We start from the raw sequence: 18290 nt of genomic DNA, 5'->3' as shown, positions 1-18290 counted from the left end.
ATTAAATTGATTTTTGAATGATGATACCCTTTGTCCGTTCCCCCTATTCCCCCCGAGTTCGCTCATGAAACTCCTTGAACCCATCGTTGCCTGGCACCAGGATATTTCCAAGATCCGACGCGACATCCACGCGCATCCCGAACTGGCCTTCGAAGAGTTCCGCACCGCCGATGTGGTGGCGGCCAAGCTCGAGGAATGGGGCATCGAAATCCATCGCGGATTGGGCGGCACCGGCGTCGTGGGCATCATCCGCGGCAACCAGCCCGGCGATCGCGCGGTGGGCCTGCGCGCCGACATGGACGCGCTGCCCATGCAGGAAGCCAACACGTTTGCGCACGCCAGCAAGAACGACGGCAAGATGCACGCGTGCGGCCACGACGGCCACACCGCCATGCTGCTGGCCGCGTCGCAATACCTGGCCGAGCACCGCGATTTCGCGGGCACGGTCTATGTGATCTTCCAGCCCGCCGAAGAAGGCGGCGGCGGCGCCAAGCGCATGATCGACGACGGCCTGTTCACGCGCTTCCCGATGGAAGCGGTGTTCGGCATGCACAACTGGCCCGGCATGAAGCCCGGCCAGTTCGGCCTGACGCCCGGCCCCATCATGGCGTCCAGCAACGAATTCTCGATCGTCATCAAGGGCAAGGGCACGCACGCCGGCATGCCCCATCTGGGCATCGACCCGGTCATGGCGGCGGTGCAGATGGCGCAATCGCTGCAGACCATCGTCACGCGCAACCGCAATCCGCTGGACGCGGCCGTGCTCAGCATCACGCAGATCCATGCGGGCAGCGCCGACAACGTGGTGCCCAACCATGCCGAATTGCGCGGCACGGTGCGCACCTTCACGCTGGACGTGCTGGACCTGATCGAACGCCGTATGGAAGAAATCGCGCGCCACACCAGCGCGGCGATGGACTGCGAGGTCGAATTCACCTTCCAGCGCAACTATCCGCCCACCATCAACCACCCCGAGGAAGCGGCGTTCTGCGCCGACGTGCTCCGCGACATCGTCGGCGACGCCAACGTCAACGCGAACGTGCAGCCAACCATGGGCGCCGAGGACTTCGCCTTCATGCTGCAGGAACTGCCGGGCTGCTACGTCTGGATCGGCAACGGCACCGGCGAGCACCGCGACAGCGGCCACGGCCTGGGCCCCTGCATGTTGCACAACGGCAGCTACGACTTCAACGACGATCTGCTGCCGCTGGGCGGCACGTACTGGGTGCAGCTCGCGCTCAAGCGGCTGGCCAAGGCCTGAGACCGGCCTAGCCCTCCTGCCCGCCGACCGCCAGGCACATCGCCAGGAAGCGCTCGGCGGCGCGGGCGGCGGCATCGGCGTGCGGCACCAGGATGCTCAGGGTCCGCGTGAGCGGTTTGGGCAACAGCCGCAGCGCCGCCAGCGCGCCGTCTTCGTGCCGCATCGACATCACCGACACGAAACCCACGCCCAACCCTGCCCGCACGGCCTGCTTCACGCCTTCCACCCCGGCCAGTTCAAGGCCGACAGACGGGGCCAACCCGCCATCGCTGAAGGCCCGTTCCACCAGCCGGCGCACGCCGGAACCCGGTTCACGCATCACCAGCGGCGAGGCCGCCAGATCCCGTAGCGTCACGGCGCCCTTGTGCGCCAGGGCATGATCGGCCCGCACGATTGCCACCACTTCGTCCTGGCGCCACGCATGCACCGCGGTATCGGCAGGCAATCCGGCGGGCACATCCCCTTCTATGAACGCCAGATCCAGCGCGGGCAGGCGCTCGACGATCTCGCGCGTGTTGCCATCGGACAGGTGCAGGCTCACGGCGGGGAAGTCGTGGCGAAAGTCCGCAACCAGACGGGGCAGCAGATAGCTGGCCGGCGTGGTGCTGGCGCCCAGCCGCAGCGCGCCGGTTTCCAGTCCGCGCCACGATTCCCGCACGGCCTGCGCCTGCCGGTACACCTGCCTCAGCTGACGCGCCTGCTCGGCAAGGCGTTCGCCGGCTTCGGTCAGCGCGATGCCGTGGCCGCTGCGGCGGTACAGGGGCTCGCCAAACCACTCCTGCAAGGCGCGCAGCTGGCCCGAAACCGCCGGCTGCGATAAATGCAGCGCCTGGGCGGTGCGGCTGATATTGCCGGTATCGGCGACCGCGGCGAACGTAAGCAATTGATCCGGCGTCATGAGCGACCTGATATCAGATTTTCTGATATTCAATATTTAGATTGAAGATTTTTCAAATAATACGGCCGGATCTAATATTTCGTCTAGTTATGTAGTTATGCCCAAAGGGCCAGTAATGAATACCTCCACCACCACCGCCGTTCCGCTTCCCTCCACCCCTGCTGCCGCCCCGGCTGCGCCCGCTGCCGCGGCCACGCCCTGGCGCGACAAGCTCAATGGCGTGTTGTTCGTGGGCTTGATGGCCGGCGCAGTGATGCAACTGGCCGATCTTCCCTTCATCCGCCAACTAGGCTTCTCGCCGCTGGTCGTGGGCATCGTCGTCGGCATGCTGTACGGCAACTTCCTGCGCGGCACCATGCCCGCAGACTGGGGCGTGGGCGTGAACTTCACGGCGCGCCGCCTGCTGCGCATTGCGGTTGCCTTCTACGGCCTGAACATCAGCATCCAGCAGATTGCCGCCGTGGGCATGCCGGGCCTGGCGGTCTCGGTGGCCGTGGTGGTGGGCACGCTGCTGATCGGCACCGTGGTCGGCCAACGGCTGCTGGGCCTGGATCGCGACACGGCCATGCTGACCGCCGCCGGCAGCGCCATCTGCGGCGCGGCCGCGGTGCTGGCCTTCGAACCGACGCTGCGCGCCGCCCCCCACAAGAGCGCGGTGGCCGTGGCGACCGTGGTGCTGTTTGGCACGCTGTCGATGTTCCTCTACCCGGTCTTCTATCACGCGGGCTGGCTGAACTTCGATACCCAGGCGCTCGGCATCTATATTGGCGGCACCGTCCATGAGGTGGCGCAGGTGGTTGGCGCGGCCAGCAACATCGACCCCGCCACGACCGAAGTCGCCACCATCGTCAAGATGACCCGCGTGGCGCTGCTCGTGCCCGTGCTGCTGATCCTGGGCATGTACCTGCGCAGCGCCGCCTCGCACGCGGGCGGCGGCCAGGGCAAAGGTCAAAAGCTGCCCATCCCCTGGTTCGCCGTGGGCTTCCTGGCGCTGGCCATCGTCAATTCCCTGAACATCATTCCCGCCGATATCGTCGCCGCCATCCGCCGGCTCGACGTCTTCGCGCTGACCATGGCCATGACCGCGCTGGGCATCGAAACCCGCTTCGCCCAGATCCGCAAGGCCGGCCCGCGTGTCATGGCCCTGGGCTTCATCCTTTACGTCTGGTTGTTGGTTGGCGGCTACGGGATCGTCAAGCTGGCGACCTGATGACCACGCAAGGCGACGGCGGCGGGCGTCAACGCGCACGCCGCCGTCGCGTTTTTCCTGCATAATCGGCTGGTTCTCTAGCATTGGAGTCGGCCGCATGACCTCCAGCACCAAAACCCCGTTTACGACTCTGCCAGCCCATCGCGACGCGGTGTTGCGCGTCATGCCGATGCCGGCCGACGCGAACATCCACGGGGACGTTTTTGGCGGCTGGATCATGTCCCAGGTAGACATCGCAGGGTCCATCCCTGCCGCCCGCCGTGCCGCCGGCCGCGTGGCCACCGTGGCGGTCAATGCCTTCCAGTTCAAAGAGCCCGTGTTCGTGGGCGACCTGCTCAGCTTCTACGCCGCCATCGTCAAGACCGGCACCACGTCCATCACGGTATCCGTCGAGGTCTACGCGGAACGCCAGCGCCTGGACGCCGAAGTCGTCAAGGTCACCGAGGCCACGCTGACCTACGTCGCCACCGACGAAGCGCGGCGCAGCCGCCCTCTCCCCACACTTTGAGCCGTAACGCATGACGCAGTCCGCCGCCGCGCAGAAACCGCCCGCGACGCCCCGCCGCCTCGACCCGGAAGACGCCCAGACCGCCCTAGCGGAAGTCCAGGAGCGCTTGCGGCGCCAGCACCTCGTCGAAGAACTGGTTCACCGCCAGGAAGAAGGCGACGCCAAGGCGCCCCTGGTCGAAGACCTGGTGCACCGCCAGCACGAAGCCGAGTTGAAAACGCTTGTCGACGGCCTGCACCCCGCCGACATCGCCTTCATCCTCGAATCGCTACCCAAGGACGAGCGCCAGGCGATCTGGAAGCTGGTCAGCCCTGAGCACGACGCGGACGTCCTGCTCGAAGTCGAAGACTGGGTCCGCGAATCGCTGATCGAGGCGATGGACCGCCAGGACCTCGTCGCCGCGACCGAAAGCATGGACGCGGACGAGCTCGCCGACCTGGCGCCCGACCTGCCGCCCGACGTGGTGGCGGAAGTGCAAAAGGGCCTGACCGAGGAAGAACGCGCGCAGCTCCTGGAAGCCATGGGCTATCCGGAGGACAGCGTCGGCGCCATCATGGATTTCGAGATGGTGCGCGTGCGCGAGGACGTCACGCTCGAGGTCGTGCTGCGCTACCTGCGCCGGCTGCACGAACTGCCCGACCACACCGACCAGATCTTCGTCGTTGACCGCCAGGACAAGCTGCAGGGCATCCTGCCGCTGTCGCGCCTGTTGGTCAGCGAGCCCGAAACCGAAGTGCGGGCAGTCATGAATTCCGACTTCCTGACGCTGAACCCGCTGGATTCCGACGCCGACGCGGCCGGCGCCTTCGAACGTTATGACCTGGTGTCCGCCCCCGTGATGGACGACCAGGGCCGGCTGATCGGCCGCGTCACCATCGCCGACGTGGTGGACGTGATGCGCGAAGACTCGCAAGAGCAGGCGCTGTCGCGCGCCGGTCTGCAGGAAGAAGACATCTTCGCCCCCGTCAGCACCGCGCTGCGCAACCGTGCGCCGTGGCTGCTCTTCAATCTCTGTACCGCCGCCACGGCGTCGTTCGTGGCATCGCAGTTCGAAGGCACGGTCAGCCAGATCGTCATCCTGGCCTTCCTGATGTCGATCGTGGCGGGCATCGGCGGTAACTCCGGCAACCAGACCATGACGCTCATCATCCGGGCGCTGGCCATGGGCCGCATCACGGGCCGCAACCTGTGGCAGCTCGTCAAGCGCGAGCTCTTCGTGACACTGCTGGTGGGACTGTGCGGCAGCGTGGTGGCCGCCCTGTTCGCGTGGGTGATCTCGCACTCCGTGTCCATCGCGCTGGTGATGATGGCCGCCATGATCTGCAACATGCTGGTCGGCGCATCGGTCGGCGTGCTGGTGCCCATGGTGCGCGCACGATTCGGCAAGGACCCGGCGATGGGCTCGTCGGTGCTGCTCACCTTCGCCACCGATTCGCTGGGTTTCTTCATTTTCCTGGGCCTGGCCACCATCTTTCTGTTGTAGCGCCCCCGCCACGACACGCCGCCGGATCTGGCGGCAATATCCCCGAATGCGCGGGAATGACAGTCCACTGACAGGGAAGACGACACGCCCTCCGTTACAGTAACGGAACTGTCATCTTTTCCCTGGGGCCGCCATGACCACCAGACTCCGAGCCGCGCTGTTCTGCCTGCTGTTGTCCGTCTTCACCGTTACCGCCCACGCTTGCGACGACATGCCCTCATGGGCCAAGTCCGCGTGCAACCGCATCGACCAGATCTGGACCGAAGGCGGCAATGACCTGTATGTCAGCGGCTACGCCTGGCACAACCGCGCCAAGTACAGCGCCGAAAAGATTGACAGCTTCCGTGAACTGGCCTGGGGCGGCGGCTACGGTCGCAGCATCTACGACGAGGATGGCGATTGGCAGGGACTGTACGCGATGGCGTTTCTGGACTCGCATTCGAAGGTGCAGCCCATTGCCGGCTACGGCTTTCTGAAAATCGGCCAGGTCAGCGACAACTTCCGGCTTGGCGCGGGCTACACGGTGTTCCTCACCGCGCGCCACGACATCATGAGCTACGTGCCCTTTCCCGGCATCCTGCCGCTGGTCAGCGCGGGCTACAAGGACGCCATGCTTTACGCCACGTACATCCCGGGCTCAAGCGGCGCCGGCAATGTGCTGTTCGTGTTCGGCCGCTGGCAATTCTGACCGCCTCAGAACGCATGGCCTAACTTGCGCACCAGGTCTCCAAGGCGCCAGTCGTCGATGCCGTGCGCGCGCAACGCACGCGCCGTTTCCACCACGTAGTCCAGACAGGGCCCGGAATGCCCGACCGCATTGCGCACGGACGCCAGCAGGCGGTCGTCGCACAGGTCGGCTGCGTACTCGCGGCAGGCGCGGTTCAACAGGAACACCAGTCCGCGCACGGGCGCATCGTCCGTGTGGCAGGTCAGCCAGCGCGGGCTGTAGGCGCCCGTGACCATCTCGCGCCGCCATAAGGCCTGAAAGACCTGCGGCACGTCGCTGGCCGCGATCTGAAACGCGACGCCCCGGCAACAGCCGCCACGGTCCAGGCCGAACACCAGCCCCGGATTGTCCGGCGATCCGCGGTGGTCATGCGACCACAGGCAGAGCGAGCGATGATAGCCCCGCACCGTGGCCAGGCGCCGTTCGCGCCAGGCAAAGCCGGGGTGCCATATCAGGGAACCGTAGGCAAACACCCACAGGTCGTCGACGCCGTTCCAGCCGGCCAGCAGGTCATCCACCGATGCTGCTTGCCGCGTTTTCTGCAATCCGGCGCAGCCGGCGGGCACTGCCAACGACATAGGGTCCTCTGATATCCCAAATCACTCCAAGACTGGAGTGAGCGATATCCTACGCCGCCCCTCACGCAAAAGCATTGCCAGATTGGGCCCGCGCAACACGCAGAAAGAAATTTGCATCCGCGGCGGCGCGGACGCCAGAAAAAAATTTGCGCGCCGCGCGCCTACACCGCGTTCAGGGGCAATTCCGTGGTGCTTTTGATGACTTCCATCGAGAAGCTGGCGCTGACGTCCAGGAGGTCCACGGCCCCGATCAGCCGGCGGTAGAAGCGGTCATAGGCCGCCATGTCCTCGACCACCACCTTCAGCAGATAGTCGACGTCGCCCGCCATGCGGTGAAATTCGACGACGTTGGGCAACGCCATCACCGCGTTGATCAGGCTTTGCGTCCACTTCTCGTTGTGCTGGCTGGTGCGAATGGACACGAACACCGTCAGGTTCAAACCCAGCGCGCGCGGGTCCAGCAGGATGGCGTTGCGCGCGATGACGCCGTCATCCTTCAGCTTCTGGATGCGGCGCCAGCACGGCGTCACGGAAAGGTTCACTTGCTCGGCCACTTCGGCGACCGAACAGGTGGCGTCCTTTTGCAGCAGCGCGAGTATCTTGAGGTCCGTCTGATCCATGGATGTTTTCGATGCCATCAGTAGGTCCCGGGGTAACCGCCCCCGTCGATCAGCAGATTCTGCGCCGTCATGTAGCCGGCGTGGGCCGAGCAGACGTAAGCGCACAGCGCGCCCAGTTCCTCGGGTTGGCCGTACCGGCCGGCGGGATTGCTGCGCGCCCGCTCGTCCCACAGTTGCTCGAACGTCTTGCCGCCCTGCTCCACCATGCCCTGGATGTGCCGGATCTGCGCATCGGTGGCAAAGGCACCGGGCAAGAGGTTGTTGATCGTGACGTTGTGGCGCACGGTCTGGCGCGCCAGGCCGCCCACGAAGCCGATCAGGCCCGAGCGCGCGCCATTGGACAGGCCCAGCTCGGCGTGCGGCGCCTTCACGCTACGCGACACGATATTGACGATCCGGCCAAAGCGCCGCTCGACCATGCCGTCCACCACGCGGCGGATCATGTCGATCGGCCCCAGCATCATGGCGTCCAGCGCGGCAATCCAGTCGTCGTGCGACCAGTCCCGGAAGTCGCCCGGCAGCGGGCCGTCGGCGTTGTTGATCAGGATGTCCGGATGCGGACAGGCGGCCATGGCTGCGTCGCGGCCCTGCGGGAGCGTCAGGTCGGCGGACACCCAACCCACGCCGGTGCCGGTCTCTCGCGATATCTCGGCGGCGGCTTCCTCCAGCGTCTTCGGATTGCGCGCCGCGATGGTCACCGCCACGCCCTCGCGCGCAAGCTGCAAGGCGCAGGCGCGCCCCATGCCGCGGCTGCCGCCAAACACCAGTGCCTTTCTGCCGCTGATCCCCAGGTCCATGCCCGCCCCCTCTGCTGTCGCGTTGACGGCGCCGGGCGCCCGCGGCCCGCCGCTCCGAAGCGGTCCAGTATAGGAGCGCGTCCGCCGGCGTGGAATTTTTTTCTAATCCGGCCGGCCAAGAAAAATGGGGCCCCGCGAAAGGCCCCATCGGCAATGCAGCGAATGCGGCTAGCGCATCAGCCCATCCATTGGCTCACGGGCGCCGCGGCGTCTTGCAGCGGCTGCGTCACCACGTCGATCAGCGCGGGGCCATCGTGTTCCATGGCGGCCTTGATCGCCGCGTCCAGCTTGGACGGATCCTCGACGCGCCATGCCTTCACGCCGTAGGCTTCGGCAATGCGCGCATGGTCGGTGCGGTTGAAGTCCACGCTGTAGTAGCGCTTGTCGTAACCGGCCTTCTGGCTTGCCTTGATCCAGCCATAGACCGAGTTCGAGAACACCACCATCAAGAGCGGCGCCTTGTGACGCACGATGGTTTCCAGCTCGCCCACCGTAAAGCCGAAGCTGCCGTCGCCCATCACCGACACGCACTTGGACTGCGGACGGCCGACCCAGGCGCCCAGCGCCGCCGACATCGAAAAGCCCAGCGCGCCGTGAGCGCGGTTGGTGATGAAGTGGCGGCCCGGGCGCGAGACATCGTAGTACGCCGAAAAATACGGGCACGGCGTGCCAGGATCCGCGCACACCACCGCGTCGTCGGGCAGCAGGCGGTTCAGCGACTGCACCACGCGCTCGGGCAGAATCGGCGCATCCAGGCTGGCGGCCAGCGGTTCAAGCTGCGCGCGGCGCGCGGCCTTCGCGCGGCCGGCCAGCACGGCGCCGTCGGCCGCATCGGAGGGCCGGTGCTTGATACGCGCCTGCACTTCGGCGGACAGCGCCTCGAGCGCCAGCTTGGCGTCGCCAACCAGGCCGACTTCGGTCAGGTAGTTGGCGCCGATCACCATCGGGTCGATGTCGATGTGCAGGATCGGCACATCGCGATTCGGGAAGCGCCAATGCTCGGTCGAGGTCGACCCCGCACGGCAGCCCACGAAGAGCACCACGTCGGCGGCAGCCACCACATCACGCGTCGCCATCACGCCGCCGTTCGAGCCCACCACGCCCGCGTTCAGCGGATGGGTGTCGGCCAGGCTGCCCTGCCCGCTCACCGTCACGCAGACCGCGGCCTTCAGGGACTCGGCCAATTCTTGCAGCGCGCCGCTGGCACCGGCGATGACCACGCCGCCACCGCAGATGATGACCGGCGAACGCGCGGCCACCAGCCGCTGCGCCGCGCGGGCCACGTCGGCGGGGTCCGGCGCAAAGCGCATGGCCGGGAAGCTGCCGTGCTCGGGCTGCGCCCAGACATCGGACGCATCGACCTGCTGCTTCATCACGTCATAGGGAAAGCACAGGTGCGCCGAGCCGGGCTTGCCGGTCGTCATGGCGCGGAAGGCCGCGCGCACCATGCCCGGAATCTGGTCCGCGCGATCGATCGTGCGGTTCCACTTGGTCAGCGGGCGGTACAGCGCCTCCTGGTCCAGTTCGGTCAGCGGGTACTTGCCGCGCGAGCCGACAGCCACGTCCGACGTGATGCCCAGCACGGGAATCGACGATTCGTTGGCTTCGACCAGGCCCGGCAGCAGATAGGTCGCGCCGCCGCCGCTGGGGCCTTCGCACACGCCAACCTTGCCCGTCACGCGGGCGTAGGCATCCGCCATGTAGCCGGCGCTGCGCTCATCGCGCGTCAGGATGTGCTGCATGCCGTGATCCAGGCGGTACAGCGCGTCATACAGCGGCAGCGTGGTGTCGCCGCACAGGCCGAAAATGTGTTTGACGCCGTTGTGTTGCAGCATCCGCACCATCGCTTCGGCGCCGTTCATGTGTTCCATGTCATCTCCACGTAATTCAGGAGCCGGCCCGCAGCGGCGGCATTGCCGCCGCGCCGGACCGACGCCGTTCAGTTATCCAGATTGATGTTGCTGGTCTTGATGAAGGCGCTCCAGCGGTCGTATTCCGACTTCACGTACGCATCCAGCGCCGGGCCATCGGAGGCCACGATCTCAAAGCCCGCTTCCGTGATCTTCTTCTTGATCTCGGGATCGGCCAGCACCGCCTGGAAATCAGCCGTCAGCTTCTTGACGGTGGCCGGCGGCGTGCCCTTGGGCGCGAACATGCCGCTCCACGAATAGGCGACAAAGCCCGGAAAGCCCGATTCGGCCACGGTCGGCACATTGGGCAGTTCGGGCAGGCGCTTCTCGCCGGCAACCGCCAGCGGCTTGATCTTGCCGGCCTGGATCTGGCCGCGCAGCGCCGCAAAGCTCAGCCACGTCATGTTGGCCTGGCCCCCGACCACGGCCTGGATGGCCGGTCCGCCGCCGCCGTACGGCACGTGCAACAGCTCGACCTTGGACAACCGCTTGAGTTCTTCCGGCGCCAGGTGGTTCAGCGAACCGACGCCCGTGGAGGCGTAGTTGAACTTGTTGGGCGGCTGCTTGGCGGCCGCCGCCAGGAAGTCCTTCAGGTTGTCCCCAGGCACGCTCGGATTCGCGCCGATCACGAGCGGAAAGCGCACCGTCTGCCCGATGGCGACAAAATCCTTGAACGTGTCATAGGGCAGCTTGGGCTTCACGGCCGGATTGATGCCGTGATTGTCAAAGCTGACCAGCAGCGTGTTGCCGTCCGGCTCGGCCCGCGCCACGAATGCGGTCGCGATCTGGCTGGCTGCGCCCGGACGGTTTTCGACGACCACCGCGCGGCCGCCCATCTGCTGCGACAGGCGCGGCTGCAGGATCCGCGCCAGGATGTCGGTGCTGCCACCGGGCGGATACGGCACGACGAGAATCAGCGGCCGTTCCTCGGCCATCACCGGCGCGGCGACAAAAGCGCCCCCTGCCGCGGCCAGCGTGCATACCGCCGCCAGCGTCCGCTTGATCGTTTTATTCATCAGTTTTCCCCTGCTGTTGTGGTGTTGGCCGGCACTGCCTTGGCGGGTTCGGCCTGGTCCCGCATGTAAATGGTAGAAAAACCCGTGCGTATGACGTCGGTGATCTGGTCCAGCCGCCGGCCGATGTGCGCACTGATGAGGGCGGGCAACGCGTCGAGATCGCGCCGCTCCAGCGCATCCACGATCCGCAGGTGCTCGCCCTGCGTGTGGCTGCGGCGGCCCTGCTGCATGTCGATCCAGCGCACGAAATGAATGCGCGCATTGACGCTTTCCAGTGCGCGCACGAATTCCTCGTTGCGCGAGTAGCGCGCCAGCGCCAGATGAAAGGCTTCATCCAGTTCCAGCAGCCTGGCGGCATCGCTGTCTTCAGGTTCGTCGCGCGAACGCTCGACAAAGGCGCGCAGACTGGCCAGTTCCTCGTCGGTGGCGCGTTCGCACGCGGCCCGCACGATGCCGGCTTCCAGCACCGCGCGATATTCGTAAAGGCTGTGGATCTGCTTGGCATCCAGCAACCGCGCGATGAACCCGCGGTTGACCGACCGCGTCAGGAACCCCTCGACCATCAGCTGGTTCAGCACTTCGCGCAGCGGCGTGCGGCTGACGTTCAGGCGGCGCGCCAGTTCAACCTCGTTGATGCGTTCGCCCGGTTTGAATTCGAAACGCACCGCCATCGCCTTGACGGCGCCATACAGTTCGGCCTGTCCGGCCGACGTGCGGGCGGCGCGGGGAGCGGGTCGCGTCGAGGGTTGGGAGAGCGTCATACCGGATCGCGTGGGCAAATTTCCACTCGGGATGAAGTGCATACTAAAGTGCATACACTTTACGCGGCAACCCGGGTTTGCCCCAAGCGCGCAAGACCTGCGCCGTCTCACTGCGCGGACACCAAGGGAACGACAGGCATGAAAAAGCCCGCCGGAAAGCGGCGGGCCGATCGACGGGCAGGCATACGCGGGTAGCTTACAAACCCGTATCCAGCGTGTAATGCGCGCCGTCGCGGTTTTCGAGGGTCAGGGTGGACAAGACCGGCGTCTGCGCCGCATCGTCCTGCTGGACATGAATGCGCAGGTTCGCCAGCGGCACGTCCCAACCGCCGGTGGCGGCTTCGGCCGTCACCCCGGCCACCAGCGCCAGGCGCTCGGCCACGCCTCGGGCGTCCGCCGCGCGCGCGTCGATACGATGCAGGCTGCGGGCCCCGTTGGGATGCGCCATCAATGCCGGCGACCAGACGCACTCGGGCGTCAGGTGACGGCAGAAATACATGCGGATGCCGGGCAAGGGTTGCTCGGCAAAGCGCACGGTATGGAATCGGGCCTGAACTTCCTGGCCGTCCAGCATGGCCGGACGGGTCAGCTCTTGCACGGGGTTGACGGCAAAGCCGGCCTCACGCAACCGCGTATAGGTGGCCTCGGCGTCATAGGTGCGAAACACCAGCGCTTCCAGGCCAAAGGGCGAATCGGCAATTTCCTTGCGCGCGGGCGGCGCGCCGGGCGGCCACCCCAGCAATTCGACGTACGTGCCTTCCAGCACGATCAGGCGGTTGCACGACCCCAGGTTGTGCACGGCCTTGTCGCTGAGGTGAAAGCCCTGCCGTTCGTAATGGGGCGCCAGCGCATCCAGCCGGTCGCGCACCATGACGACGGCGTGGTCGAATTCAGTGCGGCCGACGGAATGCAGCATGAAGGCTAACCCCTTTTATCAGATCAGCTTACCGTGGCACTGCTTGTACTTCTTGCCGCTGCCGCACGGGCACGGATCGTTGCGGCCGACCTTGGGCATGGCGTTGCGCGCGGGCTGAGCGCCCGATTCCTGCGCGTCGGACGCCAGCGCCTCGTCGTAGTCCGAGTGGTGGTACTGCACGTTCTGCACGTGCGGTTGCGCCGCTTCGGCTTCGGCCTGCTCGACCTGCTCGGACGACTGCACGCGCACCGTCATCAGCACCTTGACCACATCGTCGCGCACGCGGTCCAGCATGCCCGAGAATAGTTCGAAGGCTTCGCGCTTGTATTCCTGCTTGGGATTCTTCTGCGCATAGCCGCGCAGGTGAATGCCCTGGCGCAGGTAGTCCAGCGCGGACAGGTGCTCGCGCCAGTGCGTGTCGATCGCCTGCAGCATGATCGAACGCTCGAACTGCGACCACGATTCCTCGCCCACCTGGTCGACCTTGGCCTGGTACGCATCGCGAGCCGCGGCGACCACGCGTTCGCGCAGTTCCTCGTCGTTCAGGTTGGGTTCCTTTTCCAGCATCTCCGTCAGCGGCAGATGCAGGTGCCAGTCGCCTTCCAGCGCATTTTGCAGCGCGGGGATGTCCCACTGTTCTTCCACCGATTCCGGCGGCACGTACGTGTTGAACAGGTCGGTCACCGCGGCGTCGCGCAGGTTGTGCACGGTGGCGCCGACGCTGGCGGCTTCCAGCACGTCGTTGCGCTGCGAGTACAGCACCTTGCGCTGGTCGTTGGCGACGTCGTCGTATTCCAGCAATTGCTTGCGGATGTCGAAGTTGCGGCCTTCCACCTTGCGCTGCGCGGTCTCGATCGAACGCGTGACCATGCCGGCCTCGATGGGCTCGCCCTCGGGCAACTTCAGGCGTTCCATGATGGCGCGCACGCGGTCGCCCGCGAAGATGCGCATCAGCGAATCTTCCAGCGACAGGTAGAAACGGGACGAGCCCGGATCGCCCTGGCGGCCGGCGCGGCCGCGCAACTGGTTGTCGATACGGCGCGATTCATGGCGCTCGGTGCCGATGATGCGCAGGCCGCCTGCCGCCTTGACCTGCTCGTTCAGCGGCTTCCATTCCGCGCGGATCTTTTCAATGCGCGCGGTCTTCTCGGCTTCGGACAGCGATTCGTCGGCGCGGATCAGGTCGACCTGCTTGTCGACGCTACCGCCCAGCACGATGTCGGTGCCGCGGCCGGCCATGTTGGTGGCGATGGTGATGTGGCCCGGCTTGCCGGCTTCGGCCACGATCTCGGCTTCGCGGGCGTGTTGCTTGGCGTTCAGGACCTCGTGCGGCAGCTTGGCTTTCTTCAGAAGGCCGGACAGCAGCTCGGAGTTCTCGATGCTGGTCGTGCCAACCAGCACGGGCTGACCGCGCTCGTGGCAGTCACGGATGTCTTCGAGGATGGCGTTGTACTTTTCGCCGTCGGTCTTGAAGACCTGGTCGTTCTGGTCCTTGCGGACCATGGGCTTGTTGGTCGGGATGATGACCGTTTCAAGCCCGTAGATTTCCTGGAATTCGTACGCTTCCGTGTCGGCCGTGCCGGTCATGCCGGACAGCTTTTCGTACATGCGGAAGTAGTTCTGGAACGTGATCGACGCCAGCGTCTGGTTCTCGTGCTGGATCTTCACGCCTTCCTTGGCCTCGACGGCCTGGTGCAGGCCATCGGACCAGCGGCGGCCCACCATCAGGCGGCCGGTGAATTCGTCCACGATCACCACTTCGCCGTCCTGCACGACGTACTGCTGGTCGCGGAAGAACAGGGTGTTGGCGCGCAACGCCACCATCAGGTGGTGCATCAGCGCGATGTGACGCGGGTCGTACAGCGATTCGCCTTCGGGCAGGATGCCCAGGCGGGCAAGAATGCCTTCGGCGTGTTCGTGGCCGGCTTCCGACAGGTAGACCTGCTGGCTCTTTTCGTCGACCCAGTAATCGCCTTCGGGTTCCGGCTCCTGCGGCTTGGGCTCGTGCGCCATGCGCTTGAGCAGCGGCGGCACCGCGTTCATGCGGACGTAGAGTTCGGTGTGGTCTTCGGCCTGACCCGAGATGATCAGCGGCGTGCGGGCCTCGTCGATCAGGATCGAGTCCACTTCGTCGACGATCGCGTAGAACAGCGCGCGCTGGCGGCGGTCCTCAACACGGAATTCCATGTTGTCGCGCAGGTAGTCGAAGCCAAATTCGTTATTGGTGCCGTACGTGATGTCGGCGGCGTAGGCAGCCTTCTTTTCTTCGTTCGGCTGCTGCGGCACGACCACGCCCGTGGACATGCCCAGGAAGCGGTACAACCGGCCCATCCATTCGGCGTCGCGGCGGGCCAGGTAGTCGTTCACCGTGACCACGTGCACGCCCTTGCCGGCGATCGCGTTCAGGTAGACGGGCAGCGTCGCCATGAGCGTCTTGCCTTCGCCCGTGCGCATTTCGGCAATCTTGCCGTTGTGCAGGGCGATACCGCCCAGCATCTGCACGTCGAAGTGCCGCATGCCGAAGACCCGCTTGCCCGATTCGCGCACCACGGCGAAAGCTTCGGGGAGCAGATCGTCCAGGGACGTGCCCTGGGCGTGGCGGGAACGGAATTCGTCGGTCTTGGCCGCCAGTTCCGCGTCGGAGAGCGCGGCGATCTTGGGTTCGAGCCCATTGATCTGGGTTACCAGCTTGCGATACTGCTTAAGCAGCCGATCGTTGCGGCTACCTATGAGTTTTTTGAGCAGAGAAACCATGCGTATTGTCGGCCGCACAAGCCATGCCGCACCGCCAAAGCGTGCGTGGCATCACCCGTGACTTGATGTTATTGGTTGAGCGGGAGTCCGCCGGGAAACGATCCAGTTTAACGCACCTGAAGCGTAATAGCCTGGACCTATGACCAGGGTATCACTGTTGGCCGGTTTGACCGGCCAACCCGCCGTGGGTTCACGGCGCGGCGGCTTGCGCGACGGCGGGCGGCGCCGGCTGTTGCTGGGGACCGAGGAACAGGCGCGGATCCAGCGGCTGTCCGGCAAGGCGGACCTCGAAATGCAGATGCGGACCCGTGGAACGGCCGGAGCTTCCCACGCGCGCGACCTGCTGGCCGCGTTCGACCAGATCTCCCTGCTTGACCAGCAGCGAAGACGCATGCGCGTAGCGGGTGATCAGGCCGTCGCCGTGATCGATCTCGACCATGTTGCCAAAGCCGGGCGCCCATTTGGCCTCAAGGACCACGCCCCCCGAGGCGGCCAGGATCGGCGTGCCCGAGGGCGCGGCGAAGTCCAGCCCTTCGTGCATGGCCGACCGGCCCGTCACCGGGTTGCGGCGCCAGCCATACGAGGACGTCAGATAAGGGTAATCGGTGATGGGCATGGCGGTCGGCATGCGCGCCTGATCCGCCGAGCGCTTGGTGAGCGCGGCGTCCAGCAGCTTCAGGTTGTCGGTTTGCTGCGAGAGCCGCGCCTGGATCTCGTCAAGCTGCCGGCCCAGCGCCTCGGCCGACGCCGCGGTGGGCGGCGGATGGTCGGTGAACAGATCGTCCATGACCTGCGTGGCCTCCGGGTGGGCCGGCGCTTCGGGCGCGGCCGACGCAAGCTGCTGGGCCAGTTCCGGGTCGGTGTAGGCCACGCCCGCCACCTTGGCCACGCGCTGGCCCAAGCCGTCGATGCTGACCAGCTTGGCCTGCAGCGCCCCCACCTTCGAAGCCAGCAAGTTCATGTTTTCACGCAGGAAATCGGCGTCGCGTCCGGGCTGTTCGGACAGCGGCCAACCCATCGTGTGCACGGCGGGAAGGATGGGAGTGATGTATCGTTGAAGCGCGGCGCCAAAAATGGCCGCGGTAATCAAGGCGCCCCCCAGAAACAACGCCAGTCGCGCGCCGCCCAGGGTGAAATGCCCGTCCTGCCCTTCGCGGGCGTGCATAATCACGATCTTCAAGGTTTGCTTCCTAAATCTTTTAAAGCCGGCATGAATAGACCCGCTTCATACCGTCAACGTTCCAGTTCCAGCCGGCGCGTAGAAAATACCGCCCTGGGATGGCTGGGTCATGACATGCGGGGCGCCGGCGTGTTGGCGACTGCCCGCAAGCATCTGCAAATTCAGTATGCGGTGGCGGCGGTGTTGCCCGCTCCGCTGGGTGCCGTGTGCCAGGTCGCCAAGCTGGAAAACCTGTGCCTGCACCTGGTGGTGCCCACGGCCGCGCACGCGGCCAAGATGCGTCAATTGGCGCCGCGCATTGCGCGGTCGCTGGCCGATCAAGGCTGGAACCTTAACGAAATTGCCATCAAGGTACAAGCGGGTTTGCCCAAGCCTGGCTCCCGTCAGCCGCGCCCTCCCAAAGAGGCGCAACCCCTGGGCGACAAGGCCCTGGGCGCGTTCGAAACGCTACACGGCAATCTGCGGCCGGGTCCTTTGGCCGACGCCGTCGCCAAGCTCTTGAAGCACCACAAGAGTAGCTGAGCCGACCGGCTTTGTCCGGCAACTGGCAGGGCTGGAAACGTCACGAAACCCACTTTTCAGACCAATGGCCACATGGTCTGCTACCGGTTTGCGACTATCGCGCCAGGGGATGACGGCCAGTGCCGTCCTTAAGCAGGAATCCAAACAGAAACCCGCGCGGAGTCGGGGTCAGGCCCCGGGCGCGGGTTCAAGGGCAAGCTGGCGTCAGGCCAGCTTCCATTCGTGGCGAAACGCCTGCGGCGCTTCTGCCTGCGATTCGTACGTGACGATTTCCCAGGCGTCGCGCTGCTCGAGCAGCGCGCGGGCCAGCTGGTTATTCAGGCCGTGGCCCGACTTGCACGCCACATAGCGCGCCACCAGCGGCTTGCCAAGCAGATACAGGTCGCCGATGGCGTCCAGGATCTTGTGCTTGACGAATTCATCGTCGTAACGCAGCCCGTCGCTGTTCAACACGCGGTACTCGTCCATGACGATGGCGTTGTCCAGGCTGCCGCCGCGGGCCAGGCCCATCGACCGCAACGCCTCGACTTCATTCACGAAACCAAAGGTGCGCGCCCGCGCGATCTCACGCACGTACGAGTGCGTGGCGAAGTCGATTTCCGCAAAGTTCGCCGTCGAGTCGATGGCGGGATGGCGGAAGTCGATCGAGAAGGCCAGCGCGTATCCCTCATGGGGTTCGAGGCGCGCCCACTTCTCGTTGCGGCCTTCACCTTCGCGCACTTCTACCGGCTTCAGGACGCGGATGAATTGCTTGGGCGCGTTCTGCTCGACGATGCCCGCCGAGCGCAGCAAATACACAAACGTCGCCGCGCTGCCGTCCATGATGGGGACTTCTTCGGCAGTGAGGTCGACGTGCAGGTTGTCGATGCCCAGGCCGGCCAGCGCCGACATGAGATGTTCCACCGTCGACACGCGGACATTGCCCTGCTGCAGCACGGAAGCCATGCGGGTATCGCCCACGCCCGTGGCTTGCGCGGGCAGGTCGACGACCTGCGGCAGATCCACACGGTGAAAGACGATGCCGGTGTTGGGCTGTGCCGGACGCAGGGTGAGCTCCACCCGCCGTCCTGAGTGGACGCCGACGCCTGTCGTGCGGACGAGATTCTGAATGCTGCGCTGTCGGAACATGAGACTTGGAATTTTGAACCC

At 65.6% G+C, this 18290-nt stretch carries 17 protein-coding genes; 6 read left to right on the top strand and 11 right to left on the bottom strand.

From position 1 onward, the window contains the following. The first annotated feature begins 64 nt into the window (after positions 1 to 64). Positions 65 to 1261: a M20 aminoacylase family protein gene (locus tag ASD87_RS10435; protein ID WP_056320815.1), complete on the top strand. Its 1197-nt coding sequence runs from the start codon at positions 65 to 67 to the stop codon at positions 1259 to 1261. Positions 1262 to 1268: 7 nt separating this feature from the next. Here the strand turns inward: ASD87_RS10435 and ASD87_RS10430 are convergent, their stop codons facing one another. Next, positions 1269 to 2159: a LysR family transcriptional regulator gene (locus ASD87_RS10430; protein ID WP_056320812.1), complete on the bottom strand. Its 891-nt coding sequence runs from the start codon at positions 2157 to 2159 to the stop codon at positions 1269 to 1271. 115 nt (positions 2160 to 2274) lie between these two features. On the opposite strand from ASD87_RS10430, the gene ASD87_RS10425 reads away from it, so the two are divergent. The 4 genes from ASD87_RS10425 (at position 2275) to pagP (ending at position 6048) form a co-directional block, all read left to right on the top strand. Further along, complete coding sequence (locus ASD87_RS10425; protein ID WP_230965007.1) at positions 2275 to 3369, top strand: YeiH family protein; 1095 nt, start codon at positions 2275 to 2277, stop codon at positions 3367 to 3369. A 97-nt stretch (positions 3370 to 3466) separates the two neighbouring features. Next, positions 3467 to 3877, top strand: coding sequence for an acyl-CoA thioesterase (locus ASD87_RS10420; protein WP_056320808.1), 411 nt, complete (start codon positions 3467 to 3469; stop codon positions 3875 to 3877). A 10-nt stretch (positions 3878 to 3887) separates the two neighbouring features. Further along, entirely contained in the window at positions 3888 to 5360 is a 1473-nt protein-coding gene (mgtE, locus tag ASD87_RS10415) for a magnesium transporter (protein WP_056320805.1), read from the top strand. 133 nt (positions 5361 to 5493) lie between these two features. Then, entirely contained in the window at positions 5494 to 6048 is a 555-nt protein-coding gene (gene pagP, locus ASD87_RS10410) for a lipid IV(A) palmitoyltransferase PagP (RefSeq protein WP_056320803.1), read from the top strand. Between the two features lie 5 nt (positions 6049 to 6053). Here the strand turns inward: pagP and ASD87_RS10405 are convergent, their stop codons facing one another. The 9 genes from ASD87_RS10405 to ASD87_RS10365 all read right to left on the bottom strand — a co-directional run bounded on the left by ASD87_RS10405 (position 6054) and on the right by ASD87_RS10365 (position 16604). Continuing rightward, positions 6054 to 6665 carry a gamma-glutamylcyclotransferase gene (locus ASD87_RS10405; protein WP_056320800.1) on the bottom strand — a complete coding sequence of 204 codons (612 nt, stop codon included), beginning with the start codon at positions 6663 to 6665 and terminating at the stop codon, positions 6054 to 6056. 161 nt (positions 6666 to 6826) lie between these two features. Continuing rightward, entirely contained in the window at positions 6827 to 7285 is a 459-nt protein-coding gene (locus ASD87_RS10400) for an Lrp/AsnC family transcriptional regulator (protein WP_056320797.1), read from the bottom strand. Positions 7286 to 7302: 17 nt separating this feature from the next. Further along, positions 7303 to 8082, bottom strand: a complete 780-nt coding sequence (locus ASD87_RS10395) for an SDR family oxidoreductase (RefSeq protein WP_056320795.1) — start codon at positions 8080 to 8082, stop codon at positions 7303 to 7305. 176 nt (positions 8083 to 8258) lie between these two features. Beyond that, entirely contained in the window at positions 8259 to 9953 is a 1695-nt protein-coding gene (locus ASD87_RS10390) for a thiamine pyrophosphate-binding protein (RefSeq protein WP_056320792.1), read from the bottom strand. Positions 9954 to 10021: 68 nt separating this feature from the next. Beyond that, entirely contained in the window at positions 10022 to 11008 is a 987-nt protein-coding gene (locus tag ASD87_RS10385) for a tripartite tricarboxylate transporter substrate binding protein (protein WP_056320789.1), read from the bottom strand. Then, a complete protein-coding gene (locus ASD87_RS10380; RefSeq protein WP_056320787.1) occupies positions 11008 to 11769 on the bottom strand; it encodes a GntR family transcriptional regulator in 762 nt (253 codons plus the stop codon). Before ASD87_RS10380 ends, ASD87_RS10385 begins: the two co-directional genes overlap by 1 nt. Positions 11770 to 11965: 196 nt before the next feature. Next, a complete protein-coding gene (locus tag ASD87_RS10375) occupies positions 11966 to 12685 on the bottom strand; it encodes a VOC family protein (RefSeq protein WP_056320784.1) in 720 nt (239 codons plus the stop codon). Between the two features lie 18 nt (positions 12686 to 12703). Continuing rightward, a complete protein-coding gene (gene secA, locus ASD87_RS10370; protein WP_056320781.1) occupies positions 12704 to 15439 on the bottom strand; it encodes a preprotein translocase subunit SecA in 2736 nt (911 codons plus the stop codon). A 190-nt stretch (positions 15440 to 15629) separates the two neighbouring features. Then, entirely contained in the window at positions 15630 to 16604 is a 975-nt protein-coding gene (locus ASD87_RS10365) for a M23 family metallopeptidase (protein ID WP_056322654.1), read from the bottom strand. Positions 16605 to 16733: 129 nt separating this feature from the next. On the opposite strand from ASD87_RS10365, the gene ASD87_RS10360 reads away from it, so the two are divergent. Further along, positions 16734 to 17141, top strand: coding sequence for a DciA family protein (locus tag ASD87_RS10360; RefSeq protein ID WP_081101088.1), 408 nt, complete (start codon positions 16734 to 16736; stop codon positions 17139 to 17141). 204 nt (positions 17142 to 17345) lie between these two features. Here the strand turns inward: ASD87_RS10360 and lpxC are convergent, their stop codons facing one another. Next, positions 17346 to 18269 carry a UDP-3-O-acyl-N-acetylglucosamine deacetylase gene (lpxC, locus tag ASD87_RS10355; RefSeq protein WP_056320776.1) on the bottom strand — a complete coding sequence of 308 codons (924 nt, stop codon included), beginning with the start codon at positions 18267 to 18269 and terminating at the stop codon, positions 17346 to 17348. Between the last annotated feature and the right edge of the window lie 21 nt (positions 18270 to 18290).

Origin of the sequence: Achromobacter sp. Root170 (assembly GCF_001428165.1) — a bacterium.
In the GTDB taxonomy this organism is placed as follows: domain Bacteria; phylum Pseudomonadota; class Gammaproteobacteria; order Burkholderiales; family Burkholderiaceae_B; genus Achromobacter; species Achromobacter mucicolens.
Note: the sequence above shows the minus strand (reverse complement) of the source record. Positions and strands in the feature narration are given on the sequence as shown.